Genomic DNA, 18,254 nt, shown 5'->3' with positions numbered 1-18,254 from the left:
TCAGACCTCAATCGGCAGGCTGGGGGGACGCACGTTCGAGGCCTGATCGTCTCAACAGTTCCGGGCTCTGGGGGGAGATCCCGAAACCGTGTTACGTCAACTTATGTAGAGACCGTTTGTCTGATTCCAAGAGGCAGCGGCGTTAGATGCCGTCAAAATCAGACCTGCAATCGCAACAGAGATAAAACGCGCCATATCGTGACCCTCGCTTTCTGTGAGCGGCGGGCGCTTCAGCCGTCGCTGAACGCCATATGGGTATCGTCTCGCGGATTTGTAGGGCGCACGCCTTCACAGGTTTGTGAGAGCTGAGAATGCGCAGCGCCAGAGGCGAACCGCGATCACGGTTACGCGCGTCTTGGCGCCCACGCGCACGAATTTCCACGATGCCAATGCCGAACATGCGCACAAAGCCTGGTCAGCAGATATTGGCTTCGGATCATGACAAAAGCTGATTGGCTCGCTAACCATCACCCGGTGACAATTCCTGGCAATCTGCCCTTGCGTGCAGGGAAATCACTGCGCAGCCGGACGAATTTAATAATACCGGCGCACGACTTCAATCGTGTCGGCCCGCCCGCAATCTCCGATTTTCTCAACAGGGGCAGCACAACCCGCACTTTGGGTTGTGTGACAAAACTCCCTAAACTTCAGGAAACCACATAATCTAAAACTATCGCCAGATCAGGTGTTTGGTGTTCTTCGAAATATGGACATGGAGGCGAATTTTGCGTTTCGCCAACGTGTTAGACGGCAAGATTACAGAAATACTGTTAGGCGTGACTGGAAACCAGGTCGATACAGTCCGGGAGGGCATCCCCGGATTTTCTGTAAACAGATCGGATCAAGCTGAGAAGTGACTGGATCGTTCAAGAATTCATACCTAAGAACAATCCCTGATACTGTGATGATTTCTGCCCTCCATGTTCGAATTGCGACATATTGAAATATAGCCACAGACTATGAGGACAAAATGAGTGCGAGAGGCCCGACGAGTATTGACCAGCATGTAGGCGCACGCCTACGTCTGCGCCGAAGTCTCCTGGATATGAGCCAGTCCGAGCTCGGCGAAAAACTCGGCGTAACCTTCCAACAGGTCCAGAAGTACGAGCGCGGCACCAATCGTATTGGCGCCAGCCGACTCTTCCACGTGGCCAAGGTCATGGAAGTCCCGGTTGCCTATTTCTTTGAAGGTCTGGACGAGAGCGGCAGCTCGGAGCTCAAGGGTGAGGACTCCGACACGCTGTATGATTTCATTGCCAGCCCGGATGGCCTGGCCCTGGCATCAGCCTTTTCCGGCATCAAGGACCAGACGGTTCGCCGACGTGTGATTGATCTACTGCGCTCCCTTTCGGAATAAGCGCACGGACATCCAGATGAATTGAAGCCGAACGGGTTTGCCTCCGTTCGGCTTTTTTTCTGCCCCTGAATTTCCTTCGCAAAGCCCCAGCTCCGTCGCACACCGCTGGCATCCTGACACTGATAGAACCCGGCAACAGGAGAGCGACATGCGCAAGACCAGCGAAAACTCGACCGAGCGTGACACGAGCTACAGCTCGATGGAACTCCTGCACGGCACACTTCGCGCCAAGACGGTCGCACGCGAGCGCAAGCCGGTACATGCCAATGACATGTTGAAGACGATATTCCGGAAACTCTGAGAAGAGAGAATGGAGCGGGCGATGAGATTCGAACTCACGACATTCACCTTGGCAAGGTGACGCTCTACCCCTGAGCTACGCCCGCTCAATGTTTGCAAGGCCGTGGCCCCGCTGGGGAGCGGGGTATATCGCGCAAACGGAAAAGGAATGCAAGCCCCACAAGCGGTTCACATGCAGCGGTCTTGAAATGCCCTTGGAGGCAGGCTTCAAAAGGCTCATGCACAAGAGCCGCAACGACCTGTTCGACTTCTTCGACGACCATGGGATTTCGCATTCCACGGTGGAGCATGAGCCCGTTTTTACCGTCGAGGAGGGTCAGCATATCAAGGCCTCCATGCCGGGAGGACACACCAAGAATCTCTTCCTCAAGGACAAGAAGGGGCAGATCGTTTTGATCTCGGCACTGGGCGAGACGACGATCCGCATCAACAAGCTCCACCGTCATCTGGGCACCCAACGGCTGTCCTTCGGCAAGGAAGACCTGCTCTTCGAGACACTCGGCGTGCGCCCAGGTTCGGTAACGGCCTTCGCACTCATCAATGATGTAGACACACGCGTCCGCATGGTTCTGGACAAGGCCCTGTTCGAGCATGAGATCGTCAATTTCCATCCCCTGCTTAACGACGCCACCACAGCAATCGCCAGCGAGGATTTGCTCAAATTCGTCCGTGCGACGGGTCACGAGCCGGTGATTTTCGATTTCTCCGAGCTTGAAACAGCACCGCCCGACACAGTTTGAGAACTTGCACTCCCCGTCCTTTGCCGCCACTTAGGGGATGAAAGATACAAGGCAGAACCATGACCACGCTGAATGATCCCAACACCGCCGCCAGCGATGACCTGGTAAAGGACTCCACTGACCAGACTTTCATGGCTGACGTCGTGGAACCGTCCAAGGACGTCCCGGTTCTAGTCGATTTCTGGGCGCCCTGGTGCGGTCCCTGTCGTCAGCTTGGCCCCATGATCGAACATGTGGTTCGTGAAGCCGAAGGCACGGTCAAACTGGTCAAGATCAATATCGACGAAAACCCGGGCATCGCACAGCAATTGCGGGTGCAATCCATCCCGGCCGTGTTCGCGTTCAAGAATGGCCAGCCGGTTGATGGTTTCATGGGCGCTCTGCCGGAAAGCCAGATCCGCGATTTCATCCGTCGTATCTCGGGTAATGGCCCGAGCCCGGAAGAGCTTCAGGCCTATGTCGAACAGGGAATGCAGGCCCTGCAGGCCAACGATCTTCAGAGCGCATCGCAAGCCTTCGCGGCCGTGCTGCAGAATGACCAGAAACACGTCGCAGCCCTCGCAGGCCTCGCGCGTGTCTGGATCCAGAGCGGTGATATCGAGAAGGCCCGCCAGATCCTGGAACAGGTTCCGGAAGCAGAGCGCTCCCACCCGGCCGTGGAAGGTGCCCAGTCCGCCATCGACCTAGCCTCCGGCGCCCCGAGCGATGACGCCGAAACTGCCGTTCTGCGTCAGAAAGTCGCCGCCAATGCCAGTGATCTACAGGCGCGTTATGATCTCGCCGAAGCCCTGATCGCGGCCGGTGACCAGTCGGGCGCCGTTGACCAGCTGATCGCCATTACCGCGCTGGACCGCGAATGGAATGAACAGGCTGCACGTACTCTCCTGCTCAAGGTCTTCGAAGCCGAAGGACCGATGAGCGAAGTCACCCGCGACGGCCGCCGCCGCCTCTCCTCAATCCTCTTCTCATAAGGACAAGAAGATGAGCGAAACTCCGCAACACGTCGTTGATCCGAAACTGCTGGAAATCCTGGTCTGCCCGGTTACTCGCAGCACGCTGTCCTATGACAAGGATGCCCAGGAACTGATTTCCGAGAGCGCGGGACTGGCCTATCCGATCCGCGACGGCATTCCGATCATGCTTCCCGACGAAGCCCGCCAGATCGAGGACTGACATGCGCCCCTGGCCCACCGAGCTCCGCTTTAGCAAAAGCGACAAGGCGTTGATTGCGCGTTTCGACAATGAGGCGGAATTCTCCATTCCCTTCGAGACCCTGCGTGTGGAAAGCCCCAGCGCAGAGGTGCAGGGCCACAGCCCAGACCAGAAAGTTACGGTTACTGGCAAGGAAAACGTCCTCGTCACAGGTGCCGAGCCTGTCGGGCGTTACGCTGTGCGGCTGATCTTCGATGACGGCCATGATAGTGGTCTGTTCACCTGGGACTATCTCTACGCGCTGGGAGAGGCGTCCCGCTGATTACAGGGGACGTAAATGCTGGCCACTTTTCTTGCAGCTCTGGTGCTGACAACAACAGGTCCGGATGATTTCACGACCGGACCGCAGATCACCGATTTCGGACCGAATGCGTTAGTCGACGCCGAGATGGTGATCCCGGAAGGCTTCATCTTCCGTCACAGTTTCGACTTTGCTGCCGAGGCCGACGCGGGCGAGCTGAACCGCAATCTGGTCAGCGCGGCGCGCTTTCTCAACATGCATGTCCGTGCCGGAGTTCCGGTTGAAAACCTCAACCTGGCCATCGTGGTCCATGGTGTCGGCGTGCATGATGTCGCCGATGCCACCATCTATGCTGGGCGCCATGAAGGCGCGGCAAACGCTAATGCAGCCTTGATCGCACAACTCGTTGAACATGGTGTGCGTATCTATGTCTGTGGGCAGAGCGCCGCCTATTACGATGTTGCGACGGCCAATCTTCTTCCGGGCGTTGAAATGGCACTGTCTGCCATGACAGCCCATGCCGTGCTGCAGGCAGAGGGCTATACGCTCAACCCGTTCTAGGCTGCGGTCAGCTTTTCGCCCTTGAGCAGACGAGGCGGATCACCCGTCTCGCCGCCGGCCTGGCGCATAAAGAACCGACGCGCCGGCGGAATCGCATTGACGATCGACAGGCCGAGCCCGCGAATGTGACGTATCGGCTCAATGTCATTGGAGAAGAGGCGCGTGAAGATGTCGGTACCGACCGCCAGTGTGGCGCTGTCGAATTTCCGCCAGTCCTCATATCTTCGCAGGGTCGTCAGGGCACCCAGATCATGACCGGTGCGTTTGGCCTCGCCACACACTTCCGCCAGAGCGGCCGCATCGCGAAGACCAAGATTGAAACCCTGACCCGCGATCGGGTGGATACCGCGGGCAGCGTCACCAACAAAGGCGAGGCGCGGCTGACAGAAATGCTCTGAATAACGCAGGCCCAGCGGATAGACCCAGCGCGGCCCCACAGGGCGAACCTTGCCGAGAAAATCACCGAACCGGTTTTCCAGCTCGTATTGGAAAACCTCGTCCGATGCATTCTTCAGCGCTGCGGCTGCCTTGTCGCCCTCGGTCCAGACGAGCGAAGAGCGGTTGTCAGGAAGTGGCAGGATGGCGAATGGCCCAGCCGGCATAAAGTATTCATAGGCCACACCATTGTGTGGTTCCTCATGCTGCACCGTGGCGACCACACCGTTCTGACCGTAATTCCAGCCATAGGATCGAACCCCGCTCTGTGCCTTGCGGCGGGAGAACTTGCCATCACAGGCAACGATCAGCGACGCGGACAGCTTACGCCCGTCATCCAGGGTAACTTCGCCGTGGTCACCAAAAATCTCGTGGTTGATAACCTTGGCCGGTGAGATGGCCACAATCCGGTCACGGTTCTTGAGCACCTTGACCAGAGCGTGCCGGGTATGCCGGTTCTCGGCCATCCAGCCCAGGGGCTCACCATCGGGTCCGTCACTGATTTCGCGCCTGTCGAAATGCAGGGAGTGTCGACCCGGACCGCCAGGCTTGGTGCCGCCATAGGGTCGGCCATCACAGACCAGAATATGTTCAATGCGTTGCGTGTGGGGGTGGAGATGTTCAGCGACGCCGAGTGCCTCAAACATGCGCCAGGACGTGTAGGCCAACGCCGAGGAGCGACCGTCAAACGTCGGCGCCAGCTGGTCCTCGACCGGCAATGCGTCCACCACGGCAACCGACAGTCCCGCCTGGTCCATCGCCAGGGCCAGTGTCAGACCGGCCAGACCACCGCCGACAATGACCACATCACCTTCAAAGAAATATTCCTGCGTCATGAACGGGAGCATAGGCGGATTGACGCCTGTGAAAAGCGGACACAGCGCCGCGGCCTGCTTTATCTTCTGTTAACGCCCCGGGAACCCTTACAGGGCTAAATGATCCGCATGTCCAAGCGTACCCAGCCAACTGACGAACCTGTCGCCAAACAACCGCCGCTCTGGCGGCTACGTGCGCGCGACGTGATTTTTGGCAGCATCATGCTGGTCGGCGGGCTGTTTTTGCTCGTCTCCCTGCTGACCTACAACCCGCTCGACCCGAGCTGGAATGTCGCGTCTGCCAATGAAGTCAGGAACTTCATGGGAAGCTTCGGCGCCGGTCTGGCGGATCTCTCCCTGCAGCTCGTTGGGTGGTCGGCCGGCTTCCCGGCGATCGCCTGCATCCTCTGGGGCGGGATCATGATCTGGCGCATGCCGCGCCATCGCTCCCATTCCATGGCTCCCTCACGCTGGTTCTTTGCCATCATCGGCACGTTGGGACTGGGCATGTGCCTGAGCGCGCTCCCTATTCCCGCGACCTGGCCCTTCCCGACCGGTCTGGGCGGTTCGCTCGGTGACCTGATGGCCGGGTTCGTGGCCCAAGGCCCACAAGCGCTTGATCTACCGTCCGCTGACATTATTTCGGCGGGCGTCGGATTCCTGATCGCGATATTGGGCGTGTTCATGACGTTTGGCCTGCGCTCCGGCGACATTGCTTCGGCGGCCGATGTCGCCAGTCTGGCCTGGGCGACCGTGCGTGTATGGATCGACGCCCTGCGTGGCATTGGCCCATCAATCAGCCGTCTGTTTGGCGGTGACGCAGACACCGAGCCGACGGTAGAACGCCGCGAGCCATCGCGCGAGGACCCTCCGCTGCGCAAGGCCATGCGCGCCGCTGCCAAAGCGGATGACGAGCCCGAGATCGACGATATCTCCGAACCGGTTCCCGGCGGTATCGCATCCACGGTGAAAGTCGCAGCGACAAAGAAAGCCAAGGCCTCCGGCCGGGATGTCCGTGAAGCTCAGGGTGCCTTGCCCTTTGCCAAGACCAAGGGCTTCAAGCTTCCGCGCCTGGATCTTCTGGCCAAACCCGCCATTCGCAATGATGCGGTCGATGAGGCCGCGCTGCGCCAGAATGCCGAGCTCTTGCAAGGTGTCCTGTCCGATTTCGGTGTGAAGGGCGAGATCGTCCAGGTTCGACCGGGCCCGGTTGTAACGCTCTATGAATTCGAGCCGGCGCCGGGTGTGAAATCCTCACGCGTGATCAATCTGGCAGACGATATCGCTCGTTCGATGAGTACCACCGCAGCCCGTGTTGCCGTGGTTCCCGGCCGCAATGCCATCGGTATCGAACTTCCCAACGCCCAGCGGGAAACCGTCTTTCTGCGCGCCTTGCTCAATGCCAAGGCCTTTGAGGACGCCAAGGCCGAGCTGCCCATGGCACTGGGTGAAACCATTGGCGGCGAACCCTTCGTCGCCGACCTGGCGCGCATGCCACACCTGCTGATTGCCGGTACGACGGGCTCGGGTAAGTCGGTGGGTATCAATGCCATGATCCTCTCACTGCTCTACCGCCTGCCGCCGGAAGAGTGCCGGATGATCATGATCGATCCGAAAATGCTGGAACTCTCGGTCTATGACGGCATTCCCCACCTGCTGACACCGGTCGTCACGGATCCGAAAAAGGCTGTGGTCGCCCTGAAATGGGCCGTGCGCGAAATGGAAAGCCGCTATCTGCGCATGTCCAAGATCGGCGTGCGGAATGTCTCCGGCTTCAATGAGCGTGTCGTCGAAGCGATGGAGAAGGGCGAAGACCTCTCCCGGACCGTCCAGACCGGCTATGACAAGGAAACCGGTGAACCCATCTTCGAGACCGAGACGATCGAGACCGAGAAAATGCCCTATATCGTCGTCATCATCGACGAGATGGCGGATCTGATGATGGTCGCCGGCAAGGAGATCGAAGCCGCCGTCCAGCGTCTGGCCCAGATGGCCCGAGCCGCCGGCATTCACCTTGTCACAGCGACCCAGCGCCCGTCCGTGGACGTCATTACCGGTACGATCAAGGCCAACTTCCCGACCCGGATCTCCTATTCGGTGACGTCCAAGATCGACAGTCGGACGATCCTGGGCGAACAGGGTGCCGAACAGCTGCTGGGCATGGGTGACCTACTGTACATGGCATCCGGTGGCCGTTTGCGCCGCCTGCACGGCCCGTTCGTTTCCGACCGGGAGGTCGAGGACATTGCCAGCTTCCTGAAAAAACAGGCTGCTCCAGAATATCTCGACGCGATCACTGCCGGTGGCGAGGAAGACGAGGACGGCATTCCGGGCATGGAAGGCGAGGGCAGCGGCGATGCACTGTTCGACCAGGCCGTCGCTCTTGTAGCCAAGGACCGCAAGGCCTCGACCAGCTATATCCAGCGCCGCCTGCAGATCGGCTATAACCGCGCCGCCACGCTGATCGAACGCATGGAAGAAGAAGGCATGATCGGCCCGGGTGACCATGCCGGCCGTCGTGAGATCTTTCTGCCGGAACACGGCGAAGGCTGACCTGAAACATCCGTAATCTCGCTGACGCTGTGTTGAATGGCCCCAGGGCCTTTGACCTGCTTGTCTCCTCGCGCGGCATTGTGAGGAATAGATGAAACTCGTATCCGGTATCCTTGTGGCCGCCGCGCTGAGCGCGCCCGCCTTTACCCAACCCACTGCCACTGAAATCTGGCGCACCGACAATGTCTCCCGCCCGGAGGCCGTGCATGTCCCGGCCAACAGCGACTGGGCCATAATCGGCAACCAGGGCCCGGAGAATGCCGAACAGGGCGGCTATCTCTCCCGCCTGCACCTGGTGACGGGAGAGTTCCAGGAATACTGGGCGAGCGGCTATGAAGGCCCGCTGGGCATTATCAGTTCCGCGGATCGTGTCTATTTCAGCGACCAGGGTCAGCGCGTCATCATCCTCGACCGCCAGACCGGCCGTGAGATCGAACGCCTTGAAGCACCTGAAGACGCAGCGTTGTTCAATGATCTCGCCATCGACGGTGAAGGTGCCCTGTGGGCAACGGATACGCGCGTCGGCGCGCTGTTCCGCCATCATGACGGCGTCTGGAGCCAGGTTGCTGCCGGAGAGGCCTTCACCGGGGCAAACGGTATCGAGTTTGTTGATGGCTGGATCTATGTCGTGTGTTCGAGCGGCGTTGGAAATCTGGTCCGCGTCGACCCGGAAACATACGACTATGAGGTGATTTTCGAGGGCGAGGGCTCGCTGGACGGTGTCGTGACCGATGGACGGGGCGGGCTGATCCTCAGTGACCTGAATGGTCGTCTTCTACACTGGAATGAGCAGCTGGGCCTGACTGTGCTGGATGATTTTGCCGACGAGGAGATCATGCTGAACTCCAGTGGTGGAACGCCGGACGGGCGGTTCATCTTCTCGCCGCACTGGCGTCAGTCGCAACTGTCCTTGCACGAAGTGAGCTATACCTCTCAGGCTGATTAAACTGCCGTGAAAATGAACGGACCGGTCTTGCTCGTGCCGCAATACCGGTCCAGCTTGTCGCCATGATTACGATGTTACTGTCAAGCCTGTTCCTTCAGGCCGCCGACCCCGCACAGACCACGCCGGAGCAATCGACAGCCGAACCGGCTTCGGCTGAAACCACAGCTGCCGACACTTTCGATGCCGATGCCGCGATGGCCGGGATCAATGGCTATCTCAACTCCGTCGATACGATGCGGGCCCGCTTTACCCAGGTGTCTCCGCACGGCGCGCTGATCAGCGGACTGCTTTCCATGGACCGGCCCGGCCGGTTGCGCTTCGAATATGACGACCCCAGCCCGATCACGGTGATTGCCGACGGCACGACAGTGGCGATCGAGGATGCCGCCCTGGAGACCGTTGATCGCGCGCCTATCCGCTCCACACCGCTCTACTGGCTGCTGGCCGACGAGATCGATCTGGCTGCGGATGCAGAGATCATCGATATCGTGCGTGAGCTCGGCTTCATCTATGTCACCCTGCGCGATCCGAATGATGAAATGCAGGGTACGGTGCAATTCGTTTTTGAAGAGCCGACATACATTCTTCGTGAGTGGTTCGTCACCGACGCTCTGGGTCAGATGACGCGAGTTATCATTCAGGATCAAGAGGTTGATGTCGAATTGAGCCCCCGCCTCTTCGTCATCCCCGAACCCGATGATGGCCGTGATTCGCGTCGCGGGCGCCGATAGAGTTGATGTTTTTTTGCCACATGCAATTTCTTTATCATTTTTTATTTGCAGAAAGAGAGAAACTGTGGCGTTATTGTAACGCTGACTGACGGGCGTTATGGATCAGCGTCGTCCCCCCGCTAGCGGATCCGTCCCTCTCAGTTGCGCCGGTTTGATCCCCTCCCGGCGCTGCGCTGAAATTAACAGGCGCATGGCTTTAGCGCCCGGTCTCACCCCCCTCGAGACCGGGCGCTTTCTATTTGGGGTGACGATGAATTTCCCGGCTCCTTAGGCGCCCCGCCTGATGGTTCCGACGAAAAGCAACTCGTTATCCACTCCGGAATCGCCACCGAATTGTCAGTTTTCGAGTACCCAAGTATGCTCGCTAGAGAGGTGGTCTGGTTGATCACACTTATTGTCTGACGAAACGCGACGGTATGCGTGGTTACTTGTTCGAAGTCACAATCAATATCGAGGCAACAGTTGCTGCGTCAGAAGGTCTAACCGGAGACGTCGTGAGCAAGAGCGATGATTAGATATTCTTACTACGCGATTTTCTTCGGTGGACTTCTTTTAATCACCGAGCTTTCGAGAGCTGTGCCGGTACTCGTTGGTCAGTACCGCACAACAGACCTGCTTTATTTCTTCGTTCCAGCGATGATCCTGTTTCCCAATACCTATGCTTTGTGGCGATTCGAACGGTTCGGTATCAGGCAATTGATAATCGGTGCAGGCGCGTGGTTATCCGTGAGCACTTACCTCGTGGCAGCCAATCAGACCGTATATTTTGGGCCTCTCGTGGTCACGGCCTATCTCGCATTGACCGTGTGGACAATCAGGATGTTCCGACGATCTGGATTGCGTGGCCTACAAGTGTTCTTCCTACCGATCCTGTCAATCTGGCTGTTTCCTCCCCTCGTCTCGCTTGCCGTCCGAGGATCCAGCTCTCGAGACCAAGCAAAGTAAAAAAGCGACCGCGATGTAGGGTCCTACTGTTTCTATGGGCTGGTGGTGGAGGTGCTGGCCCGGCAAAAACGTCGGTGCCTGGAGCTAGGACTCGCCGTTTCGCCCTGTTGCGCCCGGCCGATCTCGCGCTAGATAGACGCCATGTATTTCGAAGACGACGAACCGGAAACGCCTGACGTCCCGCGCCTGCTGGAAGAAATTCCGCTGCTGTATCGGGTCAAGGCCTTTGCCGACAGTATGAACGCCAACACCTGGTTTTCCCGCCTGGGAGAGCCGCTGGACGCCCGCGAACAGGCCCTGTCCCGTTATTACCTGGATGGACTGGGCTTTCCCGAAGCCGAGCCGGCGCTGCTTTCGGACTGGGACGACGCTGCTATTGCCGCGGAAACGCTCGACCGCGATCCGATCAGCTGGGAAGCGGAGGAAATGCTGCGCACCGCTCTCGTGGCGCAAGCTCTTGAGCGCCTGGACGAGCAGGCGGTCTCCGCAGCCCTTGCCCTGATCGCCCAGCAAACCGGCGATACAGCCCGCGACGCGGTTGAGGATGCGGCTGCCATCTCCGACGTCACCGATATCGAGCTCGTCCACGCTGCCGCCGGGGCCCTGGCCCAGGCCGCCAATGGTGCCGCGCTTGTGGTCATGGCCGAGGCCGATGGCGAGGACGACCCGCATCCCTTCCTAGCTCGTTGGCGCCTGTTTGCCCGTGGTCGCTGGCCCGTTGGCCTGGCTGGCAATACCTACAACATCCTCTGATCATGGCCGTCCGAACCCGCCTCAAGGTCTGCTGCATCAAGAGCGTGGGCGAGGCGCGTATGGCTGTTGCCGCTGGCGCAGATATCCTCGGTCTGGTCGGCCCGATGCCCTCGGGCCCGGGCACGATCACCTATGCACAAGCGCGTAGCATCGCTGCCGAACTTCCCGACACGGTTGAGCCCTGGCTGCTGACCAGCGAAACCACGGCCACGACCCTCGCCGCTGCTGCCGAAGAGAGCGGTGTGAGCAATCTGCAGATTGTCCGGCATCTCGACCCGGACGAGCTCGAGCGCCTGCGATCGTCCCGGCCTGAGCTGAACCTGGTCCAGGTCATCCATGTCGAGGACGAGGGCGCTCTCGGACTTATCTCGCGTTATGAGCGTCACATCGACGCCTTCCTGCTGGACAGCGGGAAGCCGAGCGCGGCCATCGAAACATTGGGTGGCACCGGCGATGTGCACGACTGGTCGATCAGCGCTCGCTTCGTCGCCGCGACAAACAAGCCGGTCATGCTGGCCGGTGGCTTGAAGGCAGGCAATGTCCTGGACGCTGTCAGGAGGGTGCGCCCATACGGCGTTGATCTGTGCTCCAGCCTGCGCCAGGAAGATGCGCTGGACGCCGAATTACTGCAGGAATTTGTGCAAGCCCTTCGTCTTGCCGATCAGGAAAGAACATGACCGGATTTACCCTTGCTACCTGGAACATCAATTCTGTCCGTCTTCGTGCGCCGCTGGTCGCCGAGTGGGTGAAACAGGCCGATCCGGACGTGCTCTGCCTGCAGGAGATCAAGTGCCAGAACCACGAGTTTCCCGAAGAGGCTTTCCGCGAAATGGGCTTCTCTCATTTCCACGTACGCGGCCAGAAGGGCATGCATGGCGTGGCCATTGCCTCGAAATTCCCGCTGGAAGATATCGGCGATGAAGGCCTGTGCCCGCGCGAAGAAGCTCGTCACCAGCGTGTGATGGTCGAAGGCATCGAACTGCACAATTTCTATATCCCGGCCGGCGGAGACGAGCCGAACCCGGAGACCAATCCGCGGTTCGCCCACAAGATGGAATTCCTGGCGCGCCTGGAGACCTATTTCGGCGACCGCCATGCCGAAGACGCCCCGCTGGTCCTGGTCGGTGATTTCAATATTGCGCCCTATGAACACGATGTCTGGTCGCACAAGCAATTGCTGAAAGTCGTTTCCCACACACCGGTCGAGACCGAGGCGCTGGAGCGCATCCGCCAGGCAGGTGACTTCGCTGATATCGCCCGCGAACTCGTGCCGATGGACGAGAAGGTCTACACATGGTGGAGCTATCGCGCGCGGGACTGGCGCAAGGCCAATCGCGGTCGACGCCTTGATCACATCTGGGCCGCCCCCAGCGTAAAAGACCGCTCTGTCGCCGCCGGCCGGGACGGTTTCAAGGTATGGGAAGACCTGCGCGGGTACGAGAAACCATCTGATCACGCACCGGTTACGCTGCGCATCGAGGGCCGAGACTAGCTCGAGAGCCGGTAGCCACCGCTCTCTGTCACCAGAAGACGCGCATGGGACGTGTCCGGCTCGATTTTCTGGCGCAGGCGGTAGATATGGGTCTCCAGCGTGTGCGTGGTGACGGCTGGATTATATCCCCAGACCTCGTGCAACAGTTCGTCGCGCGGCACAGGCTTGCCGCCGGCACGATAGAGGTATTTGAGAATATTGGTCTCTTTCTCGGTGAGACGCACCTTGCGCTCATCCTCGGTGACCAGCAGCTTCATCGCCGGACGGAACTCATACGGCCCGATCTGGAAGACAGCATCCTCGCTCTGCTCGTGCGAACGCAGATGCGCGCGAACACGGGCCAGGAGAACGGAAAACTTGAACGGCTTGGTGACGTAGTCATTCGCACCGGATTCCAGACCCAGGATCTGGTCGGCATCAGTATCCTGACCCGTCAGCATGACGATCGGTGAGCTGACACCATTCTTGCGCATCAGGCGGCAAGCCTCGCGCCCGTCCATGTCCGGCAATTCCACGTCCAGCAGGATAAGATCAGCCCGCTCTTCTTTGGAGCGGCTGATGCCGCCACCGGCCGTATCGGCCTCGATTGTGCGGAATTCCTCGTGAAGGGCGAATTGATCGATCAGCGCCTCACGCAGATCATCATCGTCATCAATAATCAGGATGGTTTTTTGTGCGCTCATGTTTTGATCATGCCCATTTCGCGGAACAAGGCAAATCATCTGCCCGGCCTGTCCGCTTCAGCCTACCCTTCAAGCGAATGTGGAGCCATGAAAGCAAGTCTCTGATCCACAAGACCAATTAACCTGACTCACTGCGCTCGCGAAACCGCTCATTCTGCGCTAGCTATGTGGTCATGGACTGGAAAGTTTCAACTGACGGATGGATCACGGGCGCCGACATTCATGTGAGGGCGGCGTTAGGGCGATCCGGTGTGATCGCCGCAGACGACAAACGCGAAGGTGATGGCGCGACACCCACCGGCCGCTATCCGGTTCGCCGGGTTCTCTATCGTCCGGACCGCGGCGAGCCACCGGAAACCGCACTTCCGTGCCGCGCGCTTCGGGAAGATGATGGCTGGTGCGATGCGCCGCAGGACGCGGCCTATAACTGCCCGGTCCGCCTGCCGTTCATGGCCTCACACGAAAAGATGTGGCGAGAGGACGAGCTTTACGACATTGTCGTGGTGCTGGGGCACAATGATGATCCGCCGACCCCGGGTGCTGGATCGGCAATTTTCCTGCATTGCAAGCGCGGGGATTATCAGCCAACAGAAGGCTGTGTCGCCCTGGCGAATGCCGACGTCCGAAGCTTTCTGAGATTGGTCAGACCCGGCGATCACATTGTGATCGGCTAGTCGCGGCTGCCAAAAACAGCTGTGCCCACGCGGACCGAAGTTGCGCCCAACTGGATGGCCGTTTCATAGTCCGCGCTCATCCCCATGGAGAGCCTGGCCACATCATTCTCGCGCGCGAGCCTGGCCAGGAGCGCAAAATGCAGCCCGGCCGGCTCCTGCACCGGCGGAATACACATCAAGCCTTCGATCTCGAGACCCAGCTCCTCGCGACACAGAGCGAGAAAGGCCGGTAGATCTGCGGGAGCAATTCCCGATTTCTGCTCCTCCTCGCCGGTATTCACCTGGACATAGAGACGTGGCTGGCGATCCTGCTTGACCATCTCGCTGGCCAGAGCGCGTGCAAGCTTCTCCCGGTCAACACTCTCGATGACATCAAACAAGGCGACAGCGTCGGCAGCCTTGTTGGTCTGCAGCGGGCCAATCAGCCGAAGTTCCAGATCCGCATACTGATCCCGCCGAGCCTCCCAGTGCTGCTGCGCTTCCTGAACCCGGTTCTCGCCGAACACTCTCTGACCAGCGGCCAGGGCGGCATCGATGCGGGCTTCCGGCTGACGCTTGGAAACGGCGACCAGTTGTACACTGTCAGCAGGGCGACCAAACGCTTGCGCGGCCTTGCCGATGCGGTTCAGGATCAGGTCCCGGTTCGCGGAGATCTCGTTACTCATGCTCATACGCCCGCCATATGCGCTGGGAAGCCGATTGGCAATATCCGCGGAGCGCCTGTTTGCAAGGGTTGCCGGTGACCTGCCCCGGTTATGGGTGCTGACCGATCCAGCGCGACAGACCGATCCCCTGGATGTGTTTGAGCATGCGCCTCCCGGCAGCGGTTTCATCTACCGTCATTTCGGGGCAGAGGATCGCCTTGATGTCGCGACAGAATTGAGAGCGGCCTCGCTGAGAAGGGGGATCACCTTCCTGGTGTCGTCAGATCTAGACCTTGTGCGGACGGTCGGAGCAGACGGCGTGCACTGGCCCGAGCACATGCTGCCAGCTGCGTATTCGGCACGCGCGCGTGGCGCTGGCGAGATCTTCACCAGCTCCGCTCACAGTGAGGCCGCAATACATAGAGCATCGCGCGCGGGCATCGACGCCGCCCTGGTTTCCAGCGTCTTCCGCTCCAAAAGCCCCAGCGCCGGCCCACCGGTCACACCCGGGCGTGTCGCCCTTTTGGCGCGGCGCAGTCCGCTTCCGCTCATTGCGCTTGGCGGTGTGCACAAAAAAACCCTCGGGCGTCTAGCGAACCGAGGGTTGGCGGGGTGTGCGATGGTCGGCGGGATCAGAAACGTACGGACGACTCAAACTTGATCTCCGGCTCCGGCTCTTCATTCTCCTCGAGCATGAAGAGTTCATCCGTCGGCGAGGAAAAACGGAACTGGCCACCAAAGCGGAAACGATCATTGAGATCATAGGTAAAACGCGCACTGAAATCATCGGCATCCGTCGGACGACCCAGATCTTCACGAATACCCAGAGTAATACCGAGGCGGTCGTTCACGGACCAATCAATGGTCGGAACTTCTTCCAAGGCCTGCGGCAATCCGGCGTCCTGGTTCAGGGAGAAGGACTCATACCAAGGTGCATCGGATTCGATGCTGGTCTCTTCGGCAGCGTCCTGAGCATGCGCAGGTACGCAGACAGCAGCGAACAGCGCTATGGCGCCGGCTGCTTTCATGCAAAACCGCGATGTGACGTTCCCGATGAACATGGATTGCTCCCTCTCACGCATTCAACATAGCGGCAGCAAACACATTCACCCAAGTAGTTTTTGATGAACTTGCGGGAGTTTCCCTATTCGTGTTGCCGATTTGTCAATATCGCCAGCCGAGTTCTAGGAAAAATGTTGTGGAATCCTGCTCAATGTGACGCCGCCCCAGCGGAGAGATCATTGCTTCCCGACGCTCCGCATACTGCAGGCCGGCCCCGGCAAGCCAATGATCTCCAATCAGTTTTGAGCCGCCTATCTGGATCGAGCGACCGTCTGCATGCACGGTATTATCGCCAAAGTTCGACCATTCGAGTGTGTAAAGCCAGTCGCCGCTTTCGCGGGCGATTGACGCGGAAAGGGCCTCGTAGTCTCCGCCGGTTGCATTATTGCTCGACAGCCAGCGTACACCGCCGGACCAGGCGCCTCTCTGAACACGCACCCCGGCGTTGGTGACATCAAGATCCTCGAAAACCGGCACAGCAGAATTGGACTGCCCGGAGGCGTAACCCAGGGAAAAACTCAACTCTGTCTCACCACGGTGCAGCTCGTAGAAAAGCCCTGCCTCCACGATATTCTCGATATCTGCAGAGAGGACACCCGAAGCGCCGGGCGCATGGTCGCAATAGTCAACGCCGCATCCATTTGCCTCCGGCGTATAGGAAAGACTACCGCGGAAACTTCCGATCGAACGGGCCTGGCCCAGTGCAATCGAACGCAGAACGAGTTTCGGTGCCTGGCCGGAAGCATAATTATAGGTGCGTGAGCCTGAAAGACCGGTGATATCAACCCGGCCGTTATCAGCTCTTGAGAGCCGGAAGGCGGTCGGTGGTGCCACAGCATCGAGACGGGCCGCCCCGTCACCATATCCAAGACGCACCTCGCCATATCCCATATGGACATAGCCAAAGGCGTGGGTCAGCGCTCCGCGCAGGGGGTCGGATTGACCGCTGTGGGCCGCATAGAAGCCGGAAGTGACGCCGCGGAGCACATCCCCGGCTCCGTCACCAGCACAATCGGCTATGCCGTCAGGACAATTGCCCGCCGCCCCGCCCCAGCCAGCGCGCCCGGGGTCGCGCTCGGCCCGACCGGCCAGGACAAAGCCATAGCGACGCCCCTCCTGGGTGATATTCTCCCACTCAAAGCGCGCTTCCAGATCGGCAAACACATCGGATTTCTCGCCGTCATTGAGCGCAATCGTCAGACCCGCGTCGATCTGCAGGCTGCTCTGGGCGCTGGGAGTGTCTTGAGAAAAAGTCGGCGGAGCCGTGAGCATTACGGACCCAGCTGCGAAAAGATACGCGCTAAATGTCCTCAACATACTCACGGCCCCGCCGATCGGCCCCGTCCCCCCGGACGTCGCGCCTTTAAGGGAAATGAGCAGGCCCCTCCGGTCAAGTAGGTGATATCTCAAACAAACTGGTTCTTGGTGGTCTGTGATAGATTTGCCACGGTTCACCCGGGTGCCTTTCAGCGCTGGCCTAAGGGAAATGGCGTGTTATACAAAGCTTGAAAATGTGGGAAATCTTTGTTTCCCATTGCAACTCTGTTTTTCGCCGTCTTGTTTTGAAGGAGTCGCGGCTGATGTTTGACCGTCGGATTCTCGGTGCCGTTCTTGCCGCCTCGGTGCTCGTACTTCCCGCATGCGCTTCGCGTGGCAATGATGCCGCCTCCTCGGAGCAGTCTTCCGGCTTCCGTCTGCCGTCCATTCCCAATCCGCTGGGTGGTGGCAACGAGATCTCCGTAGAAGGCATCGGCGTCAACGGCTATCTCTGGCGCGCCAGCCTGGACACGATCAGCTTCATGCCACTGGCAGAGGTTGACCCCTTTGGCGGCGTCATCATCACGGATTGGTATGCCAACCCGCAGATGACAAATGAACGCTTCAAGCTGACCGTCTACATCCTCGATACACGTCTGCGCGCCGACGCGCTGGCTGTAAACGTCTTCCGCCAGGTTCGCGATGAAAACGGCGGCTGGATCGATGCTGTAGCCAGCACCGAAACCGCATATGAAATCGAAAACGCCATTCTGACCCGGGCGCGCCAGCTGCGTATCTCGCAACTGGAAGACTGACCCCGGTCCATCGGGAGCGCGACGAACGTCGCGTTGCA

Annotated in this window: 21 protein-coding genes and 1 tRNA gene; 16 read left to right on the top strand and 6 right to left on the bottom strand. The window is 59.4% G+C overall.

Features of this window, described 5'->3' with window-relative positions; genetic code table 11:
• Positions 1-970: 970 nt before the first annotated feature.
• Together SIC17_RS08325 and SIC17_RS08320 are read left to right on the top strand one after the other, a co-directional pair.
• Positions 971-1,357, top strand: coding sequence for a helix-turn-helix domain-containing protein (locus SIC17_RS08325; RefSeq protein ID WP_291890971.1), 387 nt, complete (start codon positions 971-973; stop codon positions 1,355-1,357).
• Between the two features lie 148 nt (positions 1,358-1,505).
• Positions 1,506-1,658 (top strand): hypothetical protein, encoded by a 153-nt coding sequence (locus tag SIC17_RS08320; protein ID WP_412545062.1) that lies wholly within the window; start codon positions 1,506-1,508, stop codon positions 1,656-1,658.
• A 10-nt stretch (positions 1,659-1,668) separates the two neighbouring features.
• On the opposite strand, the gene SIC17_RS08315 is transcribed toward SIC17_RS08320, so the two are convergent.
• Positions 1,669-1,743: transfer RNA gene (locus tag SIC17_RS08315), tRNA-Gly, on the bottom strand.
• 132 nt (positions 1,744-1,875) lie between these two features.
• Between SIC17_RS08315 and SIC17_RS08310 the strand changes: the two genes are divergently transcribed.
• Genes SIC17_RS08310 through SIC17_RS08290 form a run of 5 tightly spaced genes read left to right on the top strand, consistent with a single transcriptional unit; the run spans position 1,876 to position 4,411 of the window.
• Entirely contained in the window at positions 1,876-2,397 is a 522-nt protein-coding gene (locus SIC17_RS08310) for a prolyl-tRNA synthetase associated domain-containing protein (protein WP_412545061.1), read from the top strand.
• Between the two features lie 59 nt (positions 2,398-2,456).
• The gene (trxA, locus tag SIC17_RS08305) at positions 2,457-3,368 is read left to right on the top strand and encodes a thioredoxin (protein WP_291890968.1); all 912 of its coding nucleotides are present in this window, start codon (positions 2,457-2,459) and stop codon (positions 3,366-3,368) included.
• 10 nt (positions 3,369-3,378) lie between these two features.
• Complete coding sequence (locus tag SIC17_RS08300; RefSeq protein WP_291890967.1) at positions 3,379-3,570, top strand: Trm112 family protein; 192 nt, start codon at positions 3,379-3,381, stop codon at positions 3,568-3,570.
• A 1-nt stretch (position 3,571) separates the two neighbouring features.
• Entirely contained in the window at positions 3,572-3,871 is a 300-nt protein-coding gene (locus tag SIC17_RS08295) for a DUF971 domain-containing protein (protein WP_291890966.1), read from the top strand.
• Positions 3,872-3,886: 15 nt separating this feature from the next.
• Positions 3,887-4,411 carry a DsrE family protein gene (locus SIC17_RS08290; RefSeq protein WP_412545060.1) on the top strand — a complete coding sequence of 175 codons (525 nt, stop codon included), beginning with the start codon at positions 3,887-3,889 and terminating at the stop codon, positions 4,409-4,411.
• Here SIC17_RS08290 and SIC17_RS08285 read toward each other — a convergent pair.
• Complete coding sequence (locus SIC17_RS08285; RefSeq protein ID WP_412545059.1) at positions 4,408-5,682, bottom strand: UbiH/UbiF/VisC/COQ6 family ubiquinone biosynthesis hydroxylase; 1,275 nt, start codon at positions 5,680-5,682, stop codon at positions 4,408-4,410. The genes SIC17_RS08290 and SIC17_RS08285 overlap by 4 nt on opposite strands.
• A 108-nt stretch (positions 5,683-5,790) precedes the next feature.
• On the opposite strand from SIC17_RS08285, the gene SIC17_RS08280 reads away from it, so the two are divergent.
• The 6 genes from SIC17_RS08280 (at position 5,791) to xth (ending at position 13,081) form a co-directional block, all read left to right on the top strand.
• A complete protein-coding gene (locus SIC17_RS08280; protein ID WP_291890963.1) occupies positions 5,791-8,214 on the top strand; it encodes a DNA translocase FtsK in 2,424 nt (807 codons plus the stop codon).
• A 91-nt stretch (positions 8,215-8,305) separates the two neighbouring features.
• Complete coding sequence (locus tag SIC17_RS08275; protein ID WP_412545058.1) at positions 8,306-9,160, top strand: hypothetical protein; 855 nt, start codon at positions 8,306-8,308, stop codon at positions 9,158-9,160.
• 62 nt (positions 9,161-9,222) lie between these two features.
• On the top strand, positions 9,223-9,891 hold the full coding sequence (locus SIC17_RS08270; protein ID WP_412545057.1) for a LolA family protein: 669 nt from the start codon (positions 9,223-9,225) through the stop codon (positions 9,889-9,891).
• A gap of 1,086 nt (positions 9,892-10,977) precedes the next feature.
• Positions 10,978-11,589 carry a hypothetical protein gene (locus SIC17_RS08265; protein ID WP_291890959.1) on the top strand — a complete coding sequence of 204 codons (612 nt, stop codon included), beginning with the start codon at positions 10,978-10,980 and terminating at the stop codon, positions 11,587-11,589.
• A gap of 2 nt (positions 11,590-11,591) precedes the next feature.
• Positions 11,592-12,266, top strand: coding sequence for a phosphoribosylanthranilate isomerase (locus SIC17_RS08260; RefSeq protein ID WP_412545056.1), 675 nt, complete (start codon positions 11,592-11,594; stop codon positions 12,264-12,266).
• Positions 12,263-13,081: an exodeoxyribonuclease III gene (gene xth / locus SIC17_RS08255; RefSeq protein ID WP_291890957.1), complete on the top strand. Its 819-nt coding sequence runs from the start codon at positions 12,263-12,265 to the stop codon at positions 13,079-13,081. The genes SIC17_RS08260 and xth overlap by 4 nt, the downstream gene beginning before the upstream one ends.
• On the opposite strand, the gene SIC17_RS08250 is transcribed toward xth, so the two are convergent.
• Positions 13,078-13,764: a response regulator transcription factor gene (locus SIC17_RS08250; protein ID WP_291890956.1), complete on the bottom strand. Its 687-nt coding sequence runs from the start codon at positions 13,762-13,764 to the stop codon at positions 13,078-13,080. The two genes, xth and SIC17_RS08250, sit on opposite strands and share 4 nt — an antisense overlap.
• Before the next feature lie 173 nt (positions 13,765-13,937).
• Here SIC17_RS08250 and SIC17_RS08245 point away from each other — a divergent pair, with 173 nt between their 5' ends.
• Positions 13,938-14,438, top strand: a complete 501-nt coding sequence (locus SIC17_RS08245; protein ID WP_412545055.1) for a L,D-transpeptidase family protein — start codon at positions 13,938-13,940, stop codon at positions 14,436-14,438.
• Here SIC17_RS08245 and SIC17_RS08240 read toward each other — a convergent pair.
• Entirely contained in the window at positions 14,435-15,103 is a 669-nt protein-coding gene (locus tag SIC17_RS08240; RefSeq protein ID WP_291890954.1) for a YggS family pyridoxal phosphate-dependent enzyme, read from the bottom strand. The two genes, SIC17_RS08245 and SIC17_RS08240, sit on opposite strands and share 4 nt — an antisense overlap.
• On the opposite strand from SIC17_RS08240, the gene SIC17_RS08235 reads away from it, so the two are divergent.
• Entirely contained in the window at positions 15,057-15,743 is a 687-nt protein-coding gene (locus SIC17_RS08235; protein ID WP_366940016.1) for a thiamine phosphate synthase, read from the top strand. The genes SIC17_RS08240 and SIC17_RS08235 overlap by 47 nt on opposite strands.
• On the opposite strand, the gene SIC17_RS08230 is transcribed toward SIC17_RS08235, so the two are convergent.
• Complete coding sequence (locus tag SIC17_RS08230) at positions 15,715-16,143, bottom strand: NtrZ family periplasmic regulatory protein (RefSeq protein ID WP_291890953.1); 429 nt, start codon at positions 16,141-16,143, stop codon at positions 15,715-15,717. The two genes, SIC17_RS08235 and SIC17_RS08230, sit on opposite strands and share 29 nt — an antisense overlap.
• Before the next feature lie 103 nt (positions 16,144-16,246).
• On the bottom strand, positions 16,247-17,416 hold the full coding sequence (locus tag SIC17_RS08225) for a hypothetical protein (RefSeq protein WP_412545054.1): 1,170 nt from the start codon (positions 17,414-17,416) through the stop codon (positions 16,247-16,249).
• A gap of 308 nt (positions 17,417-17,724) precedes the next feature.
• Here SIC17_RS08225 and SIC17_RS08220 point away from each other — a divergent pair, with 308 nt between their 5' ends.
• Positions 17,725-18,216 carry a DUF3576 domain-containing protein gene (locus SIC17_RS08220; RefSeq protein ID WP_291890951.1) on the top strand — a complete coding sequence of 164 codons (492 nt, stop codon included), beginning with the start codon at positions 17,725-17,727 and terminating at the stop codon, positions 18,214-18,216.
• Positions 18,217-18,254 lie beyond the last annotated feature (38 nt).

The sequence above is a fragment of the Maricaulis sp. MIT060901 genome (assembly GCF_047123815.1).
In the GTDB taxonomy this organism is placed as follows: Bacteria; Pseudomonadota; Alphaproteobacteria; order Caulobacterales; family Maricaulaceae; genus Maricaulis.
Note: the sequence above shows the minus strand (reverse complement) of the source record. Positions and strands in the feature narration are given on the sequence as shown.

What these genes read in the sequence shown, in the direction of transcription:
- SIC17_RS08280 (WP_291890963.1), top strand. Translation starts at nt 5,791, where the DNA reads ATGTCCAAGCGTACCCAGCCAACTGACGAACCTGTCGCCAAACAACCG.
- SIC17_RS08240 (WP_291890954.1), bottom strand. Translation starts at nt 15,103, where the DNA reads ATGAGTAACGAGATCTCCGCGAACCGGGACCTGATCCTGAACCGCATC.
- trxA (WP_291890968.1), top strand. Translation starts at nt 2,457, where the DNA reads ATGACCACGCTGAATGATCCCAACACCGCCGCCAGCGATGACCTGGTA.
- SIC17_RS08300 (WP_291890967.1), top strand. Translation starts at nt 3,379, where the DNA reads ATGAGCGAAACTCCGCAACACGTCGTTGATCCGAAACTGCTGGAAATC.
- SIC17_RS08325 (WP_291890971.1), top strand. Translation starts at nt 971, where the DNA reads ATGAGTGCGAGAGGCCCGACGAGTATTGACCAGCATGTAGGCGCACGC.
- SIC17_RS08245 (WP_412545055.1), top strand. Translation starts at nt 13,938, where the DNA reads ATGGACTGGAAAGTTTCAACTGACGGATGGATCACGGGCGCCGACATT.
- SIC17_RS08230 (WP_291890953.1), bottom strand. Translation starts at nt 16,143, where the DNA reads ATGTTCATCGGGAACGTCACATCGCGGTTTTGCATGAAAGCAGCCGGC.
- SIC17_RS08310 (WP_412545061.1), top strand. Translation starts at nt 1,876, where the DNA reads ATGCACAAGAGCCGCAACGACCTGTTCGACTTCTTCGACGACCATGGG.
- SIC17_RS08260 (WP_412545056.1), top strand. Translation starts at nt 11,592, where the DNA reads ATGGCCGTCCGAACCCGCCTCAAGGTCTGCTGCATCAAGAGCGTGGGC.
- SIC17_RS08320 (WP_412545062.1), top strand. Translation starts at nt 1,506, where the DNA reads ATGCGCAAGACCAGCGAAAACTCGACCGAGCGTGACACGAGCTACAGC.
- SIC17_RS08225 (WP_412545054.1), bottom strand. Translation starts at nt 17,416, where the DNA reads ATGCTCACGGCTCCGCCGACTTTTTCTCAAGACACTCCCAGCGCCCAG.
- SIC17_RS08295 (WP_291890966.1), top strand. Translation starts at nt 3,572, where the DNA reads ATGCGCCCCTGGCCCACCGAGCTCCGCTTTAGCAAAAGCGACAAGGCG.
- SIC17_RS08275 (WP_412545058.1), top strand. Translation starts at nt 8,306, where the DNA reads ATGAAACTCGTATCCGGTATCCTTGTGGCCGCCGCGCTGAGCGCGCCC.
- SIC17_RS08265 (WP_291890959.1), top strand. Translation starts at nt 10,978, where the DNA reads ATGTATTTCGAAGACGACGAACCGGAAACGCCTGACGTCCCGCGCCTG.
- SIC17_RS08235 (WP_366940016.1), top strand. Translation starts at nt 15,057, where the DNA reads ATGCGGTTCAGGATCAGGTCCCGGTTCGCGGAGATCTCGTTACTCATG.
- SIC17_RS08270 (WP_412545057.1), top strand. Translation starts at nt 9,223, where the DNA reads ATGATTACGATGTTACTGTCAAGCCTGTTCCTTCAGGCCGCCGACCCC.
- SIC17_RS08220 (WP_291890951.1), top strand. Translation starts at nt 17,725, where the DNA reads ATGTTTGACCGTCGGATTCTCGGTGCCGTTCTTGCCGCCTCGGTGCTC.
- xth (WP_291890957.1), top strand. Translation starts at nt 12,263, where the DNA reads ATGACCGGATTTACCCTTGCTACCTGGAACATCAATTCTGTCCGTCTT.
- SIC17_RS08250 (WP_291890956.1), bottom strand. Translation starts at nt 13,764, where the DNA reads ATGAGCGCACAAAAAACCATCCTGATTATTGATGACGATGATGATCTG.
- SIC17_RS08285 (WP_412545059.1), bottom strand. Translation starts at nt 5,682, where the DNA reads ATGACGCAGGAATATTTCTTTGAAGGTGATGTGGTCATTGTCGGCGGT.
- SIC17_RS08290 (WP_412545060.1), top strand. Translation starts at nt 3,887, where the DNA reads ATGCTGGCCACTTTTCTTGCAGCTCTGGTGCTGACAACAACAGGTCCG.